The sequence below is a fragment of the Lactiplantibacillus plantarum genome (genome assembly GCF_014131735.1).
Taxonomy (GTDB): domain Bacteria; phylum Bacillota; class Bacilli; order Lactobacillales; family Lactobacillaceae; genus Lactiplantibacillus; species Lactiplantibacillus plantarum.
Genome location: NZ_CP039121.1, coordinates 1,978,772 through 2,001,401, shown reverse-complemented (window position 1 = coordinate 2,001,401; position 22,630 = coordinate 1,978,772). Strand labels below are relative to the sequence as shown.

The following is a 22,630-nucleotide window of genomic DNA, read 5'->3' as shown; positions in this document are numbered from 1 at the left end:
CTTTTATGGAGGTCGTTATGTCAACAGATCAATCTTATGCCAAACTGAAACTGTTTGCCCTGAATTCGAACCTACCGTTAGCCGAAAAAATTGCGCAGCGGGTCGGAATTCCACTCGGCAAAAGTTCCGTAAAGCGGTTTAGTGATGGTGAAATTCAGATCAACATCGAAGAAAGTATTCGTGGGGCGGAAGTTTTCGTCATTCAATCTATTTCGGAACCGGTCAATGATACAATATTAGAATTATTGATCATGATCGATGCCTTAAGACGTGCTAGTGCCAGTCAGATTAACGTGGTTATTCCTTATTACGGGTACTCACGTCAAGATCGCAAAGCGCGTTCACGTGAGCCCATTACTGCAAAATTAATTGCAACGTTATTGGAAAAGGACCGGGCCAGTCGAGTCTTGACGGTCGATCTGCACGCCGCACAGATTCAAGGATTCTTTGATATTCCGGTTGATCATTTATTTGCGGCCCCACTCTTGGCAAGTTATTTTAAAGATCGCGGCATTACCGATAATCTCGTCGTCGTGTCACCAGATCATGCCGGTGTTTCGCGGGCACGTAAGATGGCAGAACTATTGGGGGCCCCAATTGCGATTATTGATAATCGACACCCAGATGATGATGACCTAGTGCCAAGTAGTATTATTGGTGATGTGAAAGGGCGCGTCGCCATTGTGATCGATGATATGATTGATACGGGAACCCGGTTCGATGTCTCGGCAGATGCTTTAGCACAAGCGGGAGCAGCGACCGTATACGGCTGTGCGACTCACGCAATCTTTTCACAGGATGCAGTGGCTAAATTACAGGCTTCCAAGTTCGAGAAAGTCATCGTGACGGATACGATTCAGATCCCAGCGGATAAACACTTTGATAAGTTGGTGCAACTTTCGGTTGGTCCATTATTGGGTGATGCAATCAAATTAGTACATGAACAGCAACCAGTTGATCGGTTGTTTGATCCTCGCATCTAGCTCGCAACTTTAAGAGGCTGTGACATAACTAGCCTCTGTATAAGCAAATGGGACGAGAAACCGAATTTTGGTTTCTCGTCCCATTTGCTTACGCCTTTGATTTTTAAAGTTGGTCCCTACCGTGACCAGTTTCATAATGTTTAACGCCAGTATTACGATTCCGGCTTCCTTGGTGACCTTGTCGAAACCTCGCACCGAGAATCGATTGAAATGTAAAGAAGCCTTCATCTTGCCAAAAACTGGCTCAACATCGATCTTACGTTGAGCGTAAATCTGACCAGTTTCTGGAGCTGAAAGTAATTCTCGTTGTTTCGATTTGAAATATTCCCAATTTTCGTTCACGGAAATCCTTTTAAGATATCCTTTTGGTGTTAGTGCCGCGGCAATTAGTTGATGATTTTCATCATACTTTTCGGCAATGTATTCTTTAAAGTCACGGGTAAAACCATACTTATCAGTCCGTCGACGATAAGCATTAAAATTAAACCGGACGTTTTGCGGATTGATAAAATAATCATCTTTTTCATGATAGTCCCAGTTCATAACCTTACGGTCATCACTTTGCCATTTTCGACTATTCTCTTTAAGCATTGTGCCGTAGGGAATCAAAACGGTATGCTGACCGAATTCATCTTCCAAGTACCGATAATTACTTTCGGAACCGTATCCGGCATCGGTAACGATGGTGTGACCTAACACATTGTTGGCCTTTAAATGTTCAATAAACGGTTGTAAGGTTCGTGTGTCGGTTGGATTTTGGAAAAGCCGATATCCCGTAATGAACTGATTACTCGTGGCGATTTGAACGTTGTAGGCAGGTTTTAATTGACCGTTTTGCATCGGATCTTCCTTGACCCGCATAAAGGTGGCATCGTGATCCGTCTTAGAGTAGCTGTTACGCTGACCATAGATTGCTTGCTGTGCTTGGTGTTCACGCATTTTATCACGTCGTTTATCCAACTTACGTTTTTGTGATTTAACAGTCCGGCGTTGCTGTTTGGCTGGGTTCGGGGAAACCTGCTTAGTTGCTTCCACGGTTTCATTAAGGACCACTAAGTGATCCTCAACCTTGCTAATCATGATATCCAATAGTTCGGGAGTCAGCTCTGATCCTGCCGGAATTTCACCGACAATTTTAGCTTCATGAAGCTCGCCTAACAGGTCAACGAGTTTTTCGCGATTCATCTTGTCAAATCGTATCGTATTCTTCTTCCAAACAAAGCTATACTTGTTGGCGTCGGCTAGGATCTTAGTTCCATCAATAAATGAAACATCATCAATCATGCCATTTTGACGAAGATATTGGGTTAGCTGTGATAAGCTATCGGTTGTCAAAGTGGCCAGTTCATCAGAAATTCTAAAGCGACAAATCGTCCGGTAGGACGGAATTTGGTCGGCAATTAACCACCCAGCTGGCTTGTTTTCACGGGCAAACCGTTCAATTTTACGACTGCTGAAAATGCCATAGCTGTACGCTAAAAGGACCAGTTTTAACATGGCACCGAGGTTATATTCCCGCGGACGGCCAAACTGGTAATCATATTTTAGTTTTAAACTCTCAACAAGCTGGTTGATGTAACGAGCAGAATGATGATCTTCTGGTTGGTAATCCAAGGCAATACTCAAAGTGGTTTGATTCATGTTATAATAATCTTGCATATTAGGAATGTCCTTTCGAGGATAATTTCGTAGAGTATCGGGTGCGACCGATGCTCTTTTTTTATTTTCTATTATATCAAAAGCAGGTCTGGAAAAATCCGAAGATTTTTCCAGACCTGCTTTGTTTCTAGAGACTTATGTCACAGCCTCTTTTTGGTTGGTTTACTGAATAGCGTAACTCGTCCAAACAGTGCAACTAATTACTTGAAGTAATCAAAAGATAACATTCCGTTTATATGCATAAACGTTGCTATAACAGCCAAATGCGCCGCTTTGGCATTGGCAAACGTTTTTCAAAATAACCGGACTGTTTTGTAAAAAAACGAGCGATTCTAGTTTGTATTTTGGTAAATTGTGCTACAATAAAATTATGATTTGTAAAAGCAGGTTAAGAATTTCTTAATCTTCAGTCACAAGACGATTTTGTTACTGTTAATTTGAGTTCAAAAACTAAGGAGTGAATTAAATGTCACAAGCACATACAACGGGCAAGGTCCTAGCCAGTACGGTTGGTGCCGTTGGTTTATTGCTTGCTACAGGCCAAGCTGCCAATGCTGCCTCAATCACTGTAAAAGCAAACGATACAGTTTGGGGCCTCGCTCAACAACACGGTGTTTCCGTGCAGAGTATTGAAAAACTTAACCAGATTAAAGCATCTGATGGTAATATCGATTTAATTTATGTTGGTCAAAACTTACAAATTGGTGGATCCGCAACTAAGACCGCCACGACTAAGTCAGCAACTAAGAAAGCCGCTACTAAGGGTACATATACCGTTAAAGCGGGTGACACTCTTTGGGCGCTTGCTGATAAGTACAACACTTCTGTTCACGCTCTCCAGACGTTAAATGGTCTTTCTGGCGATTTAATTGTGGTGGGTCAGAACATTCAAGTGCCAGGAGCAACGACCAAGACGACCGCTAAGACGAGTCAAAAAACAACCATGTCAGCTACTAGTGCAGCGTCAACTACGAGTACGACTGCCAAGGCCACGACGGCTGTTAGTGCGAGTTCCACCTCAAGTACAAGTGCGAGTTCGGTTTCAAGTGTGAGTGCAAGCGTTGTAAGTAGCACCAGTGCAGCAAGTCAGGATGCTGTCAGTGCGAACTCAGCAAGCAGTACTAGCACGTCAACGATATCATCATCGACCGGCTCTGTTGCTTCATCAACGGCTACGACCTCAAATGCACCGGTCAAAGCAGTCGCAACGAGTGCAGCCGTATCAGCAAGTAGTGCTAGTTCTTCGACTGCTACCAGTCAGTCGAAGAGTGTTGCAGCGAGTGCCTCAGTAACGAGTAGCGCGTCCTCATCAGCTGCTAGTTCAACAACGACTAGTCAAAGTACCGCTTCAACTGCGAGTGCAACTAGTACTAGCAGCACGACTGCTACTAGCACGGCTAGTCAAGCATCAAGTACAGCTGCTAGTGCAGCATCAACTACGAGTACAGCGAGCCAGAGTAGCTCGGCAGCGACTAGTTCAAGCACGACCAGTCAGAGTAGTTCTTCAGCAGCCACTAGCAGTGCAAGCAATACCGCAAGTAGTACCGCAACGACTAATAGTAGCAGTACCACTACTAGTTCAACGAGTGATTTAGCTACTGGTTCTGTAACCGGCCTTGCGCTGAAGTTGGCTAGTGCCAACATCCCTTATGTTTGGGGTGGTGCGAGTCTTTCGGGAATGGATTGTTCTGGTTTAGTTTCCTATGTTTACCAACATGCAGCTGGGATTACCTTGCCACATAGTACGGTTGCACAGGAATCTTATGTGACGACGCATTCCGTTGCGGATGCTCAACCTGGAGATATTTTATTCTGGGGTAGTCGTGGTAGCACTTATCACGATGCCATCTATATTGGAAATAATCAATACGTTGCGGCTCCAACTGAAGGCCAAAACGTTCAAGTTCAGACAATCAGTTCTTACTTCATGCCAAGTTTTGCAGGTACGGTTAAGTAAGCCGATTTTAATTGCAAATACCCCTAACACGATATTGTTAAGTGTTAGGGGTATTTTTAGGGTCTCTGTCAACCGGTGTTGATGAAGTTATATTTAGAATCCAATTCATTTACGAATTGGGTTCTTTTTTTCGATTTTGATTTTGAACTCAATTTGAATTCGATAAATAAAGTTTTGCCAGTTCTTGTAACCATACGCGGTTCTTTTGATTTGCTTGATTTTACGGTTCACACCTTCGACGGGACCATTTGATAATCGGCCGGTAGTCATATTTTTGATGAGTTGCCGGTTCTTGATAAAGCTTTTAATATTGGTCATTAGCTGAGGACTGACATTTTCGACATGACCTAGTGCTGCTTTGAAGGATCGATAATCACGCTTTTGAAAAGCCTTAACTAAGGCATGTGCGGCTTGGTAGGTTTGTCGAAACTGTTGGTCTAGATTTAAACCGGCTACGACTAATTGCTCTGGTGTCATGCGATCTTTAAGATGCGCAAACCATTGAGGTTTGCGCTTTTCGAGGCTGTCATAATCTTTTAAATATAACCGCCAATAATATTTAAGCACTCGGTATTCACGACTCTTAGGGTTAAAGCGTTTCATGAGTTGGACCCGAGTTTGATTCAAAGATCGTAAGGCCATTTGAACAAGATGAAAGTTATCTGCGACTAGTTTGGCGTGTGGAAAGAGTGTTCGAATCGCGGGTTGATATTGAGAATTAAAGTCCATCACAACCCGGGTTACGCGGTCACGATGACGTTTAGAATAATGATTGAGAAAGAAGTCTTTAATATCGGCATTCTTACGTCCTGGTAAAATTGTAATGATGTCGTGGGTTTGGGCATCCACCGCAATAAAACTCATTTGTTTACCAGTTGAACGAAATTCGTCGATACAAAGCATCGTTGGTAGTCCGTTGAAAGCTGGTTGGGTACCTTGTCCGAGTAACTTTATTCGGCGACTAATCGTATTGGTCGAGACATTGTATTGAGCCGCAATACTAGCCATCGTACGGTCTTCAGTTAATGATAGATCAATGGCATGCAGACTGTTTTCAGATATTTGATGATGTTTTTTAACCAGCGTAGTCGTTGTTAAACTACTTTTACCACAATTTTTACAGATAAATCGCTGCTTCTTTAAGTTAAGGATGGTGACTCGTTCGCTAATTCTAGGAATTCTGATGTGAACGGTCTTAAAGCCATTCTTAACCATGGAACGTTTGCTACAACGTGCGCAAACAGTAACCGGATACGTTAGCTTTGCAAGCACTTGTAAGCTTCCGTTAGTAGCTTTTTGAACAACTAAATCAGTAATATTTGGGTCTTTAATTTGGAGCAGTACTTTAGTAGAATGGTCCTGGGACATATCTGACACTCGCTTTCAATTGGTTTTGGTCGACTTGATTGTAGCACAGGACGATATGTCCTTTTGTTGTACATAAAAATAGTGTTGATGGATTTTATCCATCAACACTAAATATCATAGACCCGATTTTTATTTAAATTTTTTTGAATTTTATGATTTAAACTTACCAATAATTGTGGTATATTATGTTTGTCGTTTTTCAATTCGAAAAATTGGACCATCTATTGTGATAAGGAAGTGCTATCAGTGAGTAATCGTTTTGAGATTCTGGAAGAATATCAAGAGGCTAATACCCAACTCGATCATTTAAGGACGCTAGCCGTTCGGCAACAGGATCGCTCACGGGTTGTGACCATTTATCCGCATTTGAAAGAACGGGTGAGTCACTTATCTCGTAAATGTGAACAACTTGACATGCTTCTGGAAGCAATCAACGCTTCTGAGGACTAAGATTAATCAAGACTGACTGTGTGACCATATTGAGATGGTCAGCAGTCTTTTTTATTAGCCGAGTGGGTGGGGAGTCAATTAAGTGGTCATTAGCATTGCTGGCCGGTAAGTGGACGGTGATCAAGTAGTATGAATTGCCAATCTGGGTCCTATAAAAAAGTCGTTGCGAGCATCTTCGCAACGACTTTTTATCGCTAATTTGTATTGTTTTAGCAGTAGAGTTAGTGGTGGTCATGGATACTAGTGTCGATCCAGAATGGGTAGGGATGGGTGGACAAGTAGAGGTCGTAGTTACGATTCCCAATAATTTGACCATCCATCTGACCAATTTCAACAGAGTTAACCAATAAGTGCAAGTTAGCGTTGCGATAATGGTGAACGAAACGCGACTTGAGATGACGGCCACCCAGTAGCAGTAAGACGAACAACCAGAGGATAATCCACCAGTGAGGCTCTTCGACAACGATTAATTCGAGCTGATCATCGTGCAGATTAGCCTGAGGCAGAATTTTAACTCCGCCACCAAAGTATGGAATGTTCGAGACTGTACAAAGGAAAGCCCGCTTATAATAGTCTCGCTTCCGGTTAACGTGTACGGTTAGCGGGAAGCCTTCCTGTTGGGAATATGCGGCCAGCATGTTACTGAGATAAGCCCAACGACCCAGACGGCCCTTCTTTTTGCTACGGTTTGTGTCATCAACGATTTGAGCGTCAAATCCTAAACCAACGTTGTTGACGAAATACTGGTGTTCGTTTTTCAAGGTTTCATGGAAATAACCAACATTTAACGAACGGGGCCGCATATTGTTGAGTACTTGTGCAAGTGCAATTGCTGGATCAGTCGCCATACCCAGACCGCGAGCAAAGTCGTTGCCCGAACCTCCAGGAATGTAGGCGAGCGGGATCGGTTCAGCTTGTGGGACCTGCATAATACCATTCAAGGCCTCGTTCAGTGTGCCATCACCACCAATGACCAGAATGACCGGGGTCACGTTTGGTCGTCGTTGAATGGTTTTAACGTACTCATTTGCGAGCCGAATTGTGTGGCCGGCATATTCAGAAATTCGATATTCAAATCGAATCTGTCGTTGTTCTAGAATCGGCTTGACGGTTTCCCAAACGACCTTACCGTGACCAGATCCTGCCAGTTCATTAATAATAATGTAGTATTCAGCAATCAAAATTACACCTCATATCAGTCTTACACCATAAAAAACCGGAACGAGATCGTTCCGGCAAGTAGTTAGTTCATAATCAACATTGGCAGAATCATTGGGTGCCGTTCAGTCTTATCAAATAAGAAACTCTGCAGGTCGTCAATAATCGCATTGCGGATAGTCGCTTCGGTTGCTTTATCCGACTTCATTTTGCGCCGGATCGTACGGAAGACATGCCGCCGGGCTTCGTTAATTAGATCGCCAGACTCGCGCATGTAGACAAAACCACGTGACAGAATATCTGGACCAGCTTGGATCTCTTTTTTGTTCAAATTGATGGTAGCAACGACAACAACCAAACCTTCTTCCGAAAGCACTTGGCGGTCGCGTAACACAACGTTACCAATATCGCCGATTCCAGAACCATCAACATAGACATCGCCAGCACCAAAGTGACCGGCAACCCGGGCAGAATCCTTCGTAAAGGCAAGCACATCACCATTTTCAAGGATAAAACTATGGTCTAGTGGCACACCACATTGTTCGGCCAGTTCGGTGTGAATCTTCAACATTCGATATTCACCGTGAATCGGCATAAAGAACTTTGGTTTCATCAGCCGTAGCATCAGTTTCTGTTCTTCCTGACCACCATGACCAGATGTATGAATGTTATTGACTTTACCATGAATGACATTCGCACCGGCTTCTTCGAGTTCGTTGATTACGTGGTTAACACTTAACGTATTACCAGGAATCGGTGAACTTGAAAAGATCACGGTGTCGCCAGGTTCAATAGAAATCTGGCGATGAGTACCGTTGGCAATTCGCGAGAGCGCCGCCATTGGTTCACCCTGGGAACCAGTACATAGAATCATGACTTTATTGGCGGGGAGGGAGCGTAAATCGTTAGCATCAACGATGGCTTCGTCAGGGATGTTTAAATAGCCTAATTCACGTCCGTTGACGATAGCTGCTTCCATACTACGCCCAAATACCGCGATTTTACGATGATGTTCAAGGGCGACCTGCGCTGCCTCTTGAATCCGCGAGATGTTAGAAGCAAAGGTAGCAAAGATGATTCGACCTTCAACTTGTTCAAAAATGTGGCGAATTGATTGCGCCACCCACCGTTCAGACTTCGTCCAGATTGGCCGTTCGGCGTTAGTACTGTCTGACATTAGCGCCAAGACACCACGTTCACCGAGATGCGCCATCTTTTGAAGGTTCGGCGGCTGGTTAGTAATTGGTGTCAGATCGAACTTATAGTCTCCGGTCTCTACAATCGTGCCAGGTGGTGTTTGAACGGCGATTCCCAGTGTATCAGGAATTGAATGGGTCGTTCTGAAGAACGAGACACGCGTCTTACGGAACTTGAGCACCGTATCTTCATTGATCTCGTGTAATTCAGTTGTTTTTAATAACCCGTGTTCCTCTAACTTACCCTTAATCAAGGCTAAGGCTAGGGGGCCGGCATAGATTGGCACGTTGATCTGTTTTAATAGGAATGGAATCCCACCGATATGATCTTCATGACCGTGCGTAATCACTAAAGCTTTTATTTTTTGCTGATTTGCAACTAGATAAGAATAGTCTGGAATAACGTAATCAATTCCGAGAAGTTCATCTTCAGGGAATTTAATTCCGGCATCAATCAGAATAATCTCATCTTGAAATTGGATACCATAGGTATTTTTCCCAATTTCTCCCAAACCGCCGACTGCAAAAACAGCGGTTTCGTTATTTTTGACGTTTAACCGTTTCATTTATTGAACTCCGTTAGGTGATACTCTGGATTTTTTTGTTCGTAATCCAAGAAGTTACCTTCTAACGGTTCGATAAATTCGATGTTGTGATCTGTATTATCTTCCACTAAGGTCCGTGCCGCTACTTCGGTCTCGGCTTCGAGATACAAAGATTGGGTCGTTTCCCGTTGTGGGTTCCGTTCTTTGGTTTCTTGGTAATATACTTTGTAAATCATGCGTAAAACTCCTTAATATAAACAAGATTTATTTAGATACTAAGTAATCTAAATAGATAGCAAAAATAAAAGTTTGATCCGTACACCAGGTTGTGTAAACACAACAATTATCTTACATTTTAGCATAATTTGAGATGGGTGTATACAATGTTAACTTTCTTCAAAAATAGAGCGGTTAAAAGAATTTTTTTTGATGAAACATGCTATGCTAAACATAAGTAATAAAATGAAAAATTCCTAAAATTGTGAATCATTATACAAAAAAAGAATTGAGGGTTGAGCATGCAGAGTTGGTTAACAATCATTGGTGGGGTACTAATGGCAATCGTCGTTTATGAATTGCTGCGACGGCAAGTGCTGAAGCGTGCGGCGTTGAAGATTCGGCGGGCTGGCCAACGAACGGTTGATAGTGCGATGGTAGCAGCATTCAAAGTGCTCGCAAATGCGATGACGATTCAAGAGGTTGCGGGGGCGATTCATTCGGTGCCCGTCGCAGACGTCTGGGGGCGTGGTGTGATGGCCTTTGAGTACGTGCTAGATGCACCAGGCATGGTCACGGCCGATTTGCCAGAAGTTCGGCGATTATTCAATAACGAATTGCAAGCGTACGCAATTCACAATCAGGTGGTTGCTTTCCGGGAAGCTGGACCAGCGTTACGAGTGACTGATGCGTGGCTGCGCAGCGGACAGCTCCACTTAGATATTGCCTATTTGATGAATGAGGCCACTTTAGAGTATTTGGAAGATTTGCGTCGGTTGAATTCGAGTGCACCAAAAAAGCAGTCCTGAACATTTCAGGACTGCTTTTTTAAATGACTTTAAGAAATTAGAACTAAATCATCATCAGCGGCAAATGGATTGTCGCCATTGATATGGTCGTAGAATAAAATACCATGAAGATGATCAATTTCATGTTGACAAACAATGGCCGGATAATTCTTGAGACGAATCTTTTTCTCTTCACCAGCCATATTATAGTAGCGTAACGTAATCCGATCGTGTCGAATAACGTAGCCAGCAATATCACGGTCGACGGATAAACAACCTTCACCTTCAGTTAAGGCGCCGGGTTGGACGGAGTGACTGATGATCACGGGATTGATAATGACGTCTTTAAAGACCGGTTCATCATCTTCATTTTCACTCGGAACAAGGACAGCAGCCATCTGTTCCGAAACGTCGACTTGCGGTGCAGCTAAACCAACACCGGCACGCAGTCCGTATTTTTTAGCCAATTCGGGATTCTGGCTGTTTTCTAAGTATTCCATCATGTCATTGGCCAACTTCTGATCAGCTTCACTCAACGGAAATTTAACTTGCTTTGCTTCCGCGCGTAACGTGTGATTACCTTCGCGGATAATGTCGCGCATTTTAATCAATTCCAATTACCTCCAAAATTAAGATCGCGCAGTTTACACTTAATATCTAGTTTATCATAAGCCTACGCCAAAAAGTAGCGCCCGTTATGAAAAAGATGAAAACAGAATTAAGCACAAATTAAATAGTTCACAATCATTTGGACAGAAAAAGCCGGCTTTTCGCTCTTTGGAAGGGCTTGCAAAAGATGAAACGCAATGGTAAATTAGACTTGTAATTATGAAAACGATTACGAACGCGGTGCGATGCACAACGTTTGTACGTTCATGAAAGGGATGTGTCATTTATGGACAACGAAAAACCAATTGTTGATTTTGGTGCGATCCGCGATGCACTTGGGAAAGACTTTGAGCCCGTGCAAGTATTGGATGGTCAAGATAAAGTAATTAAACCAGAAATTGTCTCTAAATATTCAAACGAACAACTCGTTGAATTCTTTAAATTAATGTTATGGGAACGGACGTTACATCAACGTTCTAACGCTTTGACACGGCAAGGACGCTTAGGATTCTATGCGCCGACTGAGGGCCAAGAAGCCAGTGAGATGGGGAGTAACGCCGCGATGAAGAAAACCGACGTTTTAATGCCTGCTTATCGTGATATTCCACAATTGATTCAACACGGACTACCTGTTTACAAAGCGTTCCTGTGGTCTCGTGGTCATGTCTTGGGTAACGAATATCCAGAAGACTTCCATGCAATGCCACCACAGATTATTATCGGCGCTCAATACGTACAAGCTGCCGGTGTGGCTTTAGGGATTAAAAAGAACGGTACCGAAGACAAAGTTGCCTACACTTATACTGGTGATGGTGGGACTTCGCAAGGTGACTTCTATGAAGGTATGAACTTTGCCGGAGCCTTCGAAGCACCGGCCGTCTTCATTGTTCAAAACAATGGTTATGCCATTTCAGTACCACGGCGCAAGCAAACAGCTGCGAAGACGTTGGCTCAAAAAGCAGTTGCTGCCGGTATTCCAAGTGTTCAGGTCGATGGGATGGACTTCCTAGCTGTTTATGAAGTAACAAAGGCCGCCCGGGAATACGCTGCTGCTGGCAACGGTCCTGTCATGATTGAAACGCTGACATACCGGTTTGGCCCGCATACGAATGCTGGGGATGATCCTAAGCGTTACCGGACTAAGGACGAAGAACAACCTTGGTTCGATAATGATCCATTGATTCGTTACCGTAAGTACTTGACTGATCAAGGTGTTTGGTCAGAAGATCAAGAAAACGAATACGTTGAACAAGTTAAAGAAGATATCAAGGCTGCTGTTAAACAAGCAGATGAAGCACCAAAGCAAAAAATGACCGAATTCTTGGGGAATGTTTTTGAGGAACAACCACAAAACATTCAACAACAAATTACGGAATTCCAAGCAAAGGAGTCGAAGTAACATGTCAAAGAAAACGTATATTCAAGCGATCACCGATGCACTTCGATTAGAACTCGGGTCAGACGAAAAGACCTTAGTTTTTGGTGAAGATGTTGGTAAAAACGGTGGGGTCTTCCGGGCAACTGATGGCCTGCAAGCCGAATTTGGTGAAGATCGTGTTTTTGACACTCCTTTAGCAGAATCCGGTATTGGCGGTTTATCAATTGGGCTGGCATTGGAAGGTTTCCGGCCAATCCCTGAAATTCAATTCCTTGGATTCATTTTTGAAACTTTGGATTCAATTGCTGGTCAAATGTCACGGGAACGTTTCCGGACAGGTGGCACTCGGCATATGCCGATTACCATTCGATCACCATATGGTGGTGGAACGCATACACCAGAAATGCACGCGGACTCATTAGAAGGCTATTTAGCTCAAATTCCTGGTTTGCGGGTCGTGACGCCATCTAATCCTTACGATGCCAAGGGGCTATTAATTTCTTCTATTCGGAATAACGATCCAGTTTTCTTCCTTGAAAACTTGAAGTTATACCGGTCAATGAAGGCGGATATTCCGGATGAAGCTTATACCGTTCCGTTAGATAAAGCAAACGTGGTTCGTGAAGGTACTGATATTTCCTTGATTGCTTACAGTGCACAAGTTAACCAGTCACTGAAGGTTGCGGAAAAGCTCGAAAAAGAAGGAATCTCCGTTGAAGTTGTTGACTTACGGACCTTGTCACCTTTAGATGAAGAAACAATTCTCAAGTCTGTTCAAAAGACTGGTCGGGCCGTTGCGATTCAAGAAGCACAACGACAGGCTGGGATTGCTGCGAACGTTGCTTCACTGATTGCTGAAAAAGGTGCGCTTTATCTCAGTGCCCCAGTTGGCCGGGTGTACGCACCAGATACGGTCTACCCATTCGGATTAGCAGAAGACGATTGGTTACCAGCTGAAGATGAAATTGAGGCAAAAACCCGCGAAATCTTGAACTATTAATCAAGACGCGGCATCGAAAAACAGTCACCTGAGACTGTCATGAAAGGAAGTTATCCAATGGCTTACGAGTTTAAATTACCAGAGCTTGGTGAAGGTCTTGAAGAAGGCGAAATTGCATCATGGCTCGTAAAACCTGGTGATGAAGTCAAAGAAGACGATTCTCTAGTTGAAATTCAAAATGATAAATCGGTGGAAGAATTACCATCGCCAGTAAGTGGTAAAGTTATTGATATTTTAGTTCCAGAAGGTGAAACGGCTAAAATTGGTGATGTGATCGTCACGATTGACGATGGTTCTGGCGACGCTGCGCCAGCGGCTAAGGCTGAAACACCAGCGGCTACTAAGACGGAAGCCCCGGCAAGTGAAGCAGCTGAAACTCCCGCTGCAACATCAGCACAACCGACTGGAACCCCGGCTGCGGGCAATCCTAATAAACGGGTCTTGGCAATGCCATCAGTGCGCCAGTACGCACGTGATAAGGACATTGACATCACGTTAGTTACGCCAACTGGTGCCCATGGTCAGATCACAAAGCAAGATATTGACAATTACACGGGTGCGCCAGCGGCAACGGGTGCTAAACCGGCAGCTACGCCAGCGACAACGGCTCCGGCTGCAAGTGAAGCACCAGCACCAACACCAGTTAAACCATATGTTTCTGACACACCTGAATTAGAGACGCGTGAAAAGATGACGCCAATTCGGAAGGCAATCTCTAAGGCTATGGTGAACAGTAAACACACCGCGCCACATGTTACTTTATTTGATGAAGTTGAAGTGAGTGCGTTGATGGCACACCGGAAGAAGTACAAGCAAGTTGCTTTGGATCGCGACATCCATCTTACCTTCTTACCATACTTCGTGAAAGCTTTGGTTGCGGTTTTACAACAATTCCCAGAATTGAACGCGTCGATCGATGATGCAAACAAGGAAATTGTTTACAAACACTACTTCAATATTGGGGTAGCTACCGATACTGACCGTGGATTGTTAGTGCCAAATATTAAGCACGCTGAAGGTAAGGGCTTGTTTGCAATTGCCAAAGAAATTACTGACAATACGCAAAAAGCTTACGATGGCAAGTTAAAGGCCAGTGAAATGAGTGGTGGGTCTATTACTATTAGTAATATTGGCTCAATTGGTGGCGGCTGGTTTACCCCAGTTATCAACCAACCGGAAGTTGCCATTTTAGGTGTTGGGCGTATCGGTAAGGAACCTTACGTCAATGACGATGGTGAAATCGTTGTTGGTAAGATGCAGAAGTTGTCCTTGAGTTTTGATCACCGTCTGATTGATGGTGCAACAGCACAACGGGCAATGAACTTATTGAAGCAATTGTTACATGATCCAGAATTACTTTTGATGGAAGGATGAGGTCAGAATGGTTGTAGGAGATTTTGCTGAAGAACGCGATACAATGATCATCGGCGCGGGCCCTGGGGGTTACGTCGCTGCGATTCGGGCCGCGGAACTCGGCCAAAAAGTCACCGTGGTGGAAAAGGAATATATCGGTGGTGTCTGCCTTAACGTTGGTTGTATTCCATCAAAAGCTTTGATCAGTGCTGGTCATCGGCTACAAGAAGCCAAGGACAGTAAGATCTTTGGTATTAAAAATATTCAGGATCCGGTGTTGGATTTTAAAGTGACCCAGGACTGGAAAGACCATCAAGTTGTTGATCGGTTGACTGGTGGCGTTGAAATGCTGCTCAAGAAGCATAAGGTGGAAGTGGTCCGTGGGGAAGCCTATATGCATGATAATCATACCTTACGGGTGATGAATGGTGACCATACTGGTCAGACTTATAAATTCAAACATTTGATCATCGCAACTGGTTCACGGCCAGTTGAAATTCCGGGCTTCAAGTTCAGTGGTCGGGTCGTTGACTCGACGGGTGGCTTGAATTTGCCCGAAGTGCCTAAAGAATTAGTGGTTATCGGTGGTGGGTACATTGGTTCTGAGTTGGCTGGTGCCTATGCCAACCTCGGTGCTCACGTGACGATTCTTGAAGGGACACCGCAAATCTTACCTAACTTCGAAAAAGATATGGTCAAGCTTGTCTTGAACAGCTTTAAGAAGAAGGGGGTTGATGTCATTACTAATGCGATGGCTAAAAACTCCGAACAAGATGATAGTGGCGTTACGGTTACCTACGCTGTCGACGGGAAAGAAACTGAGATTCATGCTGACTATGTTATGGTCACGGTTGGTCGGCGGCCTAATACTGACGACATGGGCTTGGAATACACTGACGTCAAGTTAACGAAGCGCGGCTTGATCGAAGTTGATGAACAGGGGCGGACGGCCGCTGAGGATATTTTCGCAATCGGAGATATTGTCGCCGGTGCTGCGCTGGCACACAAAGCTTTTGCTGAAGCCAAAGTTGCTGCTGGTGCAATCAGTGGCAAGAAGACGGCGAACGACTACGTTTCAATTCCGGCAGTTTGCTTTACTGATCCAGAATTGGCAACAGTTGGCATGACGAAGGCTGAAGCTGAAGAAGCCGGCTTGCAGGTGAAGACGTCGAAGTTTCCATTTGCTGGTAATGGTCGTGCAATCTCGTTGAACGCCATGGACGGCTTCTTCCGTCTTGTCAGTACGAAGGACGAAGGCACCATTGTCGGCGCCCAAATTGCCGGACCAGGTGCCAGTGATTTGATTTCTGAATTAAGCGTTGCGGTCAATGGTGGGATGAATGTCGAAGACCTTGCTTTGACGATTCATCCACACCCGACCCTAGGTGAAGTAGTTCAAGAAGCGGCGGATGAAGCGATGGGTTACCCAACGCACATCTAAAGCGGATGATGGCTTAATAAAAGTTTGAGGCGTGAGTCTCAAACTTTTATTTTACATAGGATGTTGCAGCCAGTATGGATTACCGAAGTACCAGTCAAGATAGTCACGTAAAAACGTAACTTAACGCGCTGTCAGGCGCAATGAAGGTCAGTCTTGTTAATCATTACTCAGCTGATCCGTAAGTGACGCCTTTGAACCTGATGCGGATGTTGTTATTCAAATTGCTAACTTTTTAGCATGTAGTGGTCTATATTAATAACATATCAAAATGTGTTTGCTTCGGGGGGAAGTGGACCAATTGGTTACGCAAAAATGTTACAAAAGAGTAAGCTTTTTATTAACATTTACTTGAATTCATTGACAGCTCAGGTACAATTATTATCGAAGGTTGGAGGGATTGAAATGATTAATACAGTAATTATTCGGGGATTATTCGAGTTCGTACAACAATTAATATTAGTCGCAATTGCCAAAGATTTGCCAGTGAAATTAGTGGTCGCAACGGGTGCTGAAGAAGCGCCGCGCTACCAAGCACTGGTAACAGCGAGTTTAACTTGTCGTCAGTTTACACTAGTGGCGCAAGCTAAGCCGGATTATTCGCAAGCAGATAGCTTGATTATTGGAAATTTAGTGCCATTGGCAAGCGACCGTGATGCCAGTGGTGATTTAAAGGCGACTTTGCCGCTATTTCGCGCGTTTGTGAATGATGCGATGGGCGCTGGTTTTAACGGAAAAATTATTTTGGCTGGTAGCAATGATGCGGTTTTAAGTGTCTTAGCTGCGCGTTTCAGTGGCATTGATCATTCTAAAGTGGTCGGATTGGGTACTTTGCCGCAGAGTCGTTTATTGGAGCAACTACTACGTCAGCAATTAAGTGTCGGCCCGGCGGATGTCCGCGCATTCGTAGTGGGAACTGCGGCGACACACCTGATCTCATGGAGTCGTTCATATATTGGGCCGGCGCCCGTGATGACTTATTTGGCTAACCAGGATATTAGTTTTGGGATGGACGAAATGAGTGCAGCGACGGAGCAGATCGACGACCCCACGATTGTTACTAATCAGACCTTGAGTGTGTTAGCATTAGTACAAGTGCTCAATGCGTTTTACGCCCAGACACCGTTTATCGGTACCGTCACAAATATCCAAACACCAGTCGATGACGACCAGCTGGTTGGATTATCATCACCGGTACTGATTAGTGCTAACGGAATCAAACGAATGGCGGATATGGTGCTATCTGATGAAGAGCAGAAAGAATACGCTGAGATTGCGAGCCAGGTTCAAGAGGAACTTGACCGGGTCACGGCGGGGGAGTTGGATGAAGATGTCTAAACACAATGATAATTACCAATATCCACTGGATGAGACGTGGACCACGGCCGAGATCATTAAGGTTACGACCTTTTATCAAGCCATCGAGGCCGCTAATGAAGGAACAATCGCTACAGCAGACTTGTTGGCAGCCTATCGTGATTTTAAGACGGTCGTTCCGGCTAAGTCGGAAGAAAAACGACTGGCTCGTGATTATGAGGCTGCTTCAGGTTATCGGATTTATCAAACAATGCGCGCAGCTCAGGAAACTAACAAGCAGCGATTTCAATACCGAGACTAGGTGACTTAACGTGCAAACGAATGTGGTGAAACAGTTAAATCAGAAAATGCAAGTCGTGATGCAAACTGCGAGAGCGCAAGTGTTGGCGAAGATGGGCACCCACTTGACGGTTGCGGAGAAGACGAGTCGGCGTGATTTGGTCACTAACGTGGATCATAGCAATGAAGATTTTTTGGTGCGTCAGATTCGAGCCTTGGATCCAGTTGCGAAGATTTTAGCTGAGGAAGGAACCGGCGACCAAGTTACTGATATGAATGGTCACGTCTGGATCGTTGACCCAATCGACGGTACCATGAATTTTGTGCATCAGCGTAATCATTTTGCGATGATGGTGGGCTTGTATGTTGACGGTAAACCAACACTGGGATATATCTTTGATGTCATGGCGAATAAATTATATGCTGGTGGTCCTGAAGTCGGCGTCACGCTTAACGGTGAATTGCTGGCTGCACCCGCGGATGTTGATCTGAGTGCGGGGCTGTTTGGTGCGAGTGCGCCGTTACTAATTCAAGACCGCTTCAATATGCAGACGATTATTGCCAAATCACTGGGACCACGGATTATGGGTAGTGCTGGTATTCAAATTAGCCAGGTCTTAGCGGGCGAACTGGTCGGCTACCTGTCATACTTGCGACCATGGGATTTTGCGGCTGGTCGCGTTCTCGCGGAAAGCCTTGGCTTGGTTGTGTCTAGAGTTGACGGCAACCCGGTTAATATGTTATCATCGGGTGCTGTACTGATAGCGACAAAGCGCGCACAACGCTCAATTTTGGCAATCGTCTAGTAAGTAGTGGGACTGTGACCCATATGTCACAGTTTTTTTATGTCAATGGATGAAAGCCGCTGAAAACGTCGTTATGAAGGTTTCAAGTTGAAGCTATGACTTGATAGTAACGGCGGATTGTATTAATATATGTAAGATTTCTGCTGTCGAAGATAGTCAGAATTTTGAAGGATGAAAGGAAGATCAATTTTGAAATTTAGAGATGATATCCGCAACATTGCCATTATTGCCCACGTTGACCACGGTAAAACGACGTTGGTTAACGAAATGCTTAAACAATCGGATACCCTTGACGAACATGTCCAGATTGACGATCGGGCGATGGACACTAATGCCATTGAAAAGGAACGCGGTATCACGATCCTTTCGAAAAACACGGCCGTACGTTACGGCGACAAACAAATTAACATTCTAGATACACCAGGACATGCTGACTTCGGTGGTGAAGTTGAACGAATCATGCGCATGGTTGACGGGGTATTACTCGTTGTTGATGCGTTTGAAGGAACGATGCCTCAAACTCGGTTTGTTTTGAAAAAAGCTTTGGAACAACACCTAACACCAATCGTTGTTATTAACAAAATCGACCGCCCCGGTGCACGTCCTGAAGAGGTCGTTGACGAAGTGTTAGACCTCTTCATCGAATTAGGTGCTGACGAATCACAATTAGACTTCCCAGTGGTCTATGTTTCAGCTTTAAATGGGACTTCTAGTTATGAATCAGATCCTGCTAAGCAGGAACATACGATGCAACCAATCTTCGATACGATCATCAAGACGATCCCATCACCAATTGACAACTCTGACGAACCTTTACAATTCCAAGTGGCCTTATTAGACTACAACGATTATGTTGGTCGGGTTGGTATCGGTCGGGTCTTCCGTGGTACGATCAAGGTTGGTGACAGTGTTTCTGTCATGAAACTCGATGGTAGTAAGAAAAATTTCCGCGTAACTAAGTTGTTTGGGTTCTTTGGTCTTCAACGTTTGGAAATCAATGAAGCCCACGCCGGTGACTTAGTTGCTGTTTCTGGGATGGAAGATATCAACGTTGGTGAAACGGTTGCTGATTCAGCTAATCCTGAAGCTTTGCCAATCTTACGGATTGACGAACCAACTTTACAAATGACTTTCGGTACGAACTCCTCACCATTTGCGGGTAAGGAAGGTAAGTTCGTAACTGCCCGTCAACTTGAAATGCGGTTGAAGGCTGAACTTGAAACCGATGTTTCACTTCGGGTTGATGATACTGACGAACCTGGTTCATGGGTCGTTTCTGGTCGTGGGGAATTGCATTTGTCAATCTTAATCGAAACGTTACGGCGTGAAGGTTATGAACTACAAGCATCTCGTCCAGAAGTTATCTATCGCGAAATTGATGGTAAGCGTTGCGAACCATTTGAATCTGTTCAAATCGATACGCCAGACGAATATACTGGTTCAATTATTGATACCTTATCAAAGCGTAAGGCTGAAATGAAGAACATGGAAAGTACTGGTAATAACCAAACCCGGTTGACTTTCTTAGCACCTTCACGAGGCTTGATCGGTTATTCAACTGAATTCCTTTCATTGACACGTGGTTACGGAATCATGAACCATACTTTCTCTGAATACCTCCCAGTTATTCCTAACTGGAACCCAGGCCGCCGTAACGGTGCTTTGGTTTCAATCAACCAGGGTAAGACCACGACATACGCCACAATGGGAATCGAAGACCGGGGAACGATTTTTGTTGATCCAGGTACCGAAGTATATGAAGGCATGATCGTGGGCCAAAATAGCCGCGAAAATGACATTTCAGTTAACATTACTAAGGGTAAGAACATGACCAACGTGCGTTCTTCTAACAAGGATTTGACGGCGACAATCAAGACACCAACGCATTTGACATTGGAAGAATCGCTTGAATTCTTGAATAGTGATGAATTCTGTGAAATTACGCCAGATCATGTTCGCTTGCGGAAACGCATTTTGAACACGAACTCCCGTGAAAAAGAAGCTAAAAAGCGTAAAATGAACAAGTAAGTTGATTGCTTGGAAGCACGTCCTTAATAGGGCGTGCTTTTTTGGTACTGGCATGCCTAAGGCTGTATCCGCCAAAGCGGTTTGAAGAGGAGTCGTTTAATCACCAACTCAAATATTGTCCCATTAATGGTTATTGGGTTCATTTAGATGGAAATAATGATTGATAAATTGTTATCCAGAGTATAGTATTAGTTTATAGGGTAAAAAGAGTCTAATGGTCTTCGTTACCCGTTGAAATGGTATTGAACTTGGGAGGTGTGATCATCGTGAAAAAAATTAATAAGTTGATGATCTTAGGCATGCTCGTTTTTGGGGTAACGGGGGCAACAATGATCAATCCTGAAATGACGACCGCAGCGCATGCTAGCGCCAACATCACCATTGATGGCAAGATGAACGACTGGAAAGATGCGACGTTAACGGAGGGCTATAATGGTTACACGGCACTCACGAGTGCTGGCCAGTATGTCAATGTTTACGTCAAGATGAAAAATGGTGCTGTGCCAGGATATGGCGACTATAATTTCACTATTGATGGTAAGACGTATTATATTTGGTCTAAGAATATTTCAGGTAGTGTTAGCTCGGGAACGGTCAAGTCCTTCACATTAACTGGTGGTAAATGGAACGATGGTACTCAGTATGGAACTGTCGGGACGGGATATGTGACCAACGACGGTTCGCATAATTATGCCGAATTTCAGATTGACTTAACCAAGTTAGGATTAACTGACAGTGCGAGTGGTAAGCAGATTTCGATGGTCAATCCGAATATCGGTAGTGACTCTACGACTAGCACTGTTGGAACAATTACGTCGACTTCAACTAGCTCAAGTAGTAGTACCAGTTCAAGTACAAATGCGAATTCTACAACTAGTTCAAGTTCTACGACTAGCACCAGTAGTGCAGCCAGTTCCTCAGCAACTAGCTCAGCTGGGGTAATTACTGATAAAAGCACGGTCTCTTCCAAGGCGTCCTCGACGACGGACAATAATGCAGCCAATGACAATGATAATCTCAACATTAAAATCGATGGTAACTTTAATGATTGGAAGAACGTGACTTTGACCGAGGGTTATAACGGTTATATGGCAATGGTTAGTGACGGAAAGTACGTCTACGTTTATGTCAAGATGAAGTATGGACAGGTTCCCGGTTACGGGGATTATAATTTCGACATTGGTGGTCAGAAGTATTACGTGTGGTCCAATGAGATGCCTAGCTCGCAAAGTGACGGGGCGGTCAAAGCTGTCTCATTTACGGGTGGTAAGTACAATGAGGGCCATCAGTACGGGACGGTCGGCAACGGGTATGTTTCTCAAGCCGGTTCACATTCGATTGCTGAATTCCGAGTGGACTTGAGCAAGTTCGATATTTCAACGATGACCGGCCAAACGATTACGATGTCCAATCCGAATATCGGTAATCAAAAAATGACCGTGGCCGGGGGCTCAACTGGTCCGTACGTAATTTCCGGTGTCGGTGTCGTAATCGTTGCTTGGGGATACTTTAAATTCCGCAAGCGGCGTCGATTAACTGCAACGGATTTACCGACCACTAAGAACTGATGATTGATAACATGTTGTGCTCGTTATTATTTAGCATTAACCACGATTAAAACGTGCTGTTCCTTTAAATTCAGAAGCAGCCAGCTTAAACCCGCTGGAAATAGATACGAGTTGGTGTAAACTTGTTTTGCTGGTTCGTCCTAAGCCGACTTCCAGGCATTTCTGCCAATTGCTGGAACGCGGTGGACACAGATTTAAGCCGCAACCCACGTCTTAAATACTGGTCTTCCACTAACCAAGCCAAGGACGCTTGCTAAGTGGAATTTCACCGCTGAGCATTGGCCGAAACGCCTTCCAGTCGGGACAGTGTTCGAATGGCGGACATGTGCGTACCCAACTTTTGGTGAATTCGTCATTGTTTTTCATAAACCATAATTTTGTCAATCAACTGTCAGACTGAAAATGATATTGAGATAGCTCACTAATCCTAAATTGTTGTAGTGAGATTTAATCTCTTGACGGAGTGCTTAATACACCTAACGCTTTGTTTAAAATTCCAGTATCAAAATAGTCAACGACAAATTGTACCGAGTT

General features: G+C 44.2%; 19 protein-coding genes. 13 read left to right on the top strand and 6 right to left on the bottom strand.

Going from position 1 to position 22,630, the window contains the following annotated elements; genetic code table 11:
- Window positions 1-17 precede the first annotated feature (17 nt).
- Window positions 18-983, top strand: a complete 966-nt coding sequence (locus tag E5260_RS09265; RefSeq protein WP_003644596.1) for a ribose-phosphate diphosphokinase — start codon at window positions 18-20, stop codon at window positions 981-983.
- A 9-nt stretch (window positions 984-992) separates the two neighbouring features.
- On the opposite strand, the gene E5260_RS09260 is transcribed toward E5260_RS09265, so the two are convergent.
- Window positions 993-2,642 (bottom strand): IS1182 family transposase, encoded by a 1,650-nt coding sequence (locus E5260_RS09260; RefSeq protein WP_025015716.1) that lies wholly within the window; start codon window positions 2,640-2,642, stop codon window positions 993-995.
- A gap of 466 nt (window positions 2,643-3,108) precedes the next feature.
- Between E5260_RS09260 and E5260_RS09255 the strand changes: the two genes are divergently transcribed.
- Window positions 3,109-4,599, top strand: a complete 1,491-nt coding sequence (locus E5260_RS09255; RefSeq protein ID WP_003640832.1) for a C40 family peptidase — start codon at window positions 3,109-3,111, stop codon at window positions 4,597-4,599.
- 105 nt (window positions 4,600-4,704) lie between these two features.
- Here the strand turns inward: E5260_RS09255 and E5260_RS09250 are convergent, their stop codons facing one another.
- Entirely contained in the window at window positions 4,705-5,967 is a 1,263-nt protein-coding gene (locus E5260_RS09250) for an ISL3-like element ISP1 family transposase (RefSeq protein WP_003640831.1), read from the bottom strand.
- Between the two features lie 246 nt (window positions 5,968-6,213).
- On the opposite strand from E5260_RS09250, the gene E5260_RS09245 reads away from it, so the two are divergent.
- Window positions 6,214-6,417, top strand: coding sequence for a hypothetical protein (locus E5260_RS09245; RefSeq protein ID WP_003640830.1), 204 nt, complete (start codon window positions 6,214-6,216; stop codon window positions 6,415-6,417).
- 221 nt (window positions 6,418-6,638) lie between these two features.
- Here E5260_RS09245 and E5260_RS09240 read toward each other — a convergent pair whose 3' ends face one another.
- The 3 genes from E5260_RS09240 to E5260_RS09230 all read right to left on the bottom strand — a co-directional run bounded on the left by E5260_RS09240 (window position 6,639) and on the right by E5260_RS09230 (window position 9,552).
- On the bottom strand, window positions 6,639-7,598 hold the full coding sequence (locus E5260_RS09240) for a diacylglycerol/lipid kinase family protein (RefSeq protein WP_003640829.1): 960 nt from the start codon (window positions 7,596-7,598) through the stop codon (window positions 6,639-6,641).
- A gap of 62 nt (window positions 7,599-7,660) precedes the next feature.
- A complete protein-coding gene (gene rnjA, locus E5260_RS09235; protein WP_003640828.1) occupies window positions 7,661-9,337 on the bottom strand; it encodes a ribonuclease J1 in 1,677 nt (558 codons plus the stop codon).
- Window positions 9,334-9,552 carry a DNA-directed RNA polymerase subunit epsilon gene (locus tag E5260_RS09230; protein WP_003640827.1) on the bottom strand — a complete coding sequence of 73 codons (219 nt, stop codon included), beginning with the start codon at window positions 9,550-9,552 and terminating at the stop codon, window positions 9,334-9,336. The genes rnjA and E5260_RS09230 overlap by 4 nt, the downstream gene beginning before the upstream one ends.
- Before the next feature lie 282 nt (window positions 9,553-9,834).
- Here E5260_RS09230 and E5260_RS09225 point away from each other — a divergent pair, with 282 nt between their 5' ends.
- Window positions 9,835-10,341, top strand: a complete 507-nt coding sequence (locus E5260_RS09225) for a hypothetical protein (protein WP_003640826.1) — start codon at window positions 9,835-9,837, stop codon at window positions 10,339-10,341.
- Window positions 10,342-10,370: 29 nt separating this feature from the next.
- Here E5260_RS09225 and def read toward each other — a convergent pair whose 3' ends face one another.
- Window positions 10,371-10,931 (bottom strand): peptide deformylase, encoded by a 561-nt coding sequence (gene def, locus E5260_RS09220; RefSeq protein WP_003640825.1) that lies wholly within the window; start codon window positions 10,929-10,931, stop codon window positions 10,371-10,373.
- 284 nt (window positions 10,932-11,215) lie between these two features.
- Here def and pdhA point away from each other — a divergent pair, with 284 nt between their 5' ends.
- The 9 genes from pdhA (at window position 11,216) to E5260_RS09175 (ending at window position 22,096) form a co-directional block, all read left to right on the top strand.
- A complete protein-coding gene (gene pdhA / locus E5260_RS09215) occupies window positions 11,216-12,328 on the top strand; it encodes a pyruvate dehydrogenase (acetyl-transferring) E1 component subunit alpha (protein ID WP_003640824.1) in 1,113 nt (370 codons plus the stop codon).
- A 1-nt stretch (window position 12,329) separates the two neighbouring features.
- The gene (locus E5260_RS09210; protein WP_003639044.1) at window positions 12,330-13,307 is read left to right on the top strand and encodes an alpha-ketoacid dehydrogenase subunit beta; all 978 of its coding nucleotides are present in this window, start codon (window positions 12,330-12,332) and stop codon (window positions 13,305-13,307) included.
- Between the two features lie 57 nt (window positions 13,308-13,364).
- Complete coding sequence (locus E5260_RS09205) at window positions 13,365-14,681, top strand: 2-oxo acid dehydrogenase subunit E2 (RefSeq protein WP_003644592.1); 1,317 nt, start codon at window positions 13,365-13,367, stop codon at window positions 14,679-14,681.
- 7 nt (window positions 14,682-14,688) lie between these two features.
- Window positions 14,689-16,101: a dihydrolipoyl dehydrogenase gene (gene lpdA / locus E5260_RS09200; protein WP_003640822.1), complete on the top strand. Its 1,413-nt coding sequence runs from the start codon at window positions 14,689-14,691 to the stop codon at window positions 16,099-16,101.
- A gap of 402 nt (window positions 16,102-16,503) precedes the next feature.
- Entirely contained in the window at window positions 16,504-17,436 is a 933-nt protein-coding gene (locus E5260_RS09195) for a Rossmann-fold NAD(P)-binding domain-containing protein (RefSeq protein WP_003644591.1), read from the top strand.
- Complete coding sequence (locus E5260_RS09190; RefSeq protein ID WP_371861957.1) at window positions 17,429-17,716, top strand: UPF0223 family protein; 288 nt, start codon at window positions 17,429-17,431, stop codon at window positions 17,714-17,716. Before E5260_RS09195 ends, E5260_RS09190 begins: the two co-directional genes overlap by 8 nt.
- A 10-nt stretch (window positions 17,717-17,726) precedes the next feature.
- Window positions 17,727-18,500, top strand: coding sequence for an inositol monophosphatase family protein (locus E5260_RS09185; protein WP_003640819.1), 774 nt, complete (start codon window positions 17,727-17,729; stop codon window positions 18,498-18,500).
- 189 nt (window positions 18,501-18,689) lie between these two features.
- Window positions 18,690-20,528 (top strand): translational GTPase TypA, encoded by a 1,839-nt coding sequence (gene typA / locus E5260_RS09180; RefSeq protein ID WP_003644590.1) that lies wholly within the window; start codon window positions 18,690-18,692, stop codon window positions 20,526-20,528.
- A gap of 266 nt (window positions 20,529-20,794) precedes the next feature.
- A complete protein-coding gene (locus tag E5260_RS09175; protein ID WP_003644589.1) occupies window positions 20,795-22,096 on the top strand; it encodes a Firmicu-CTERM sorting domain-containing protein in 1,302 nt (433 codons plus the stop codon).
- Window positions 22,097-22,630: the final 534 nt, after the last annotated feature.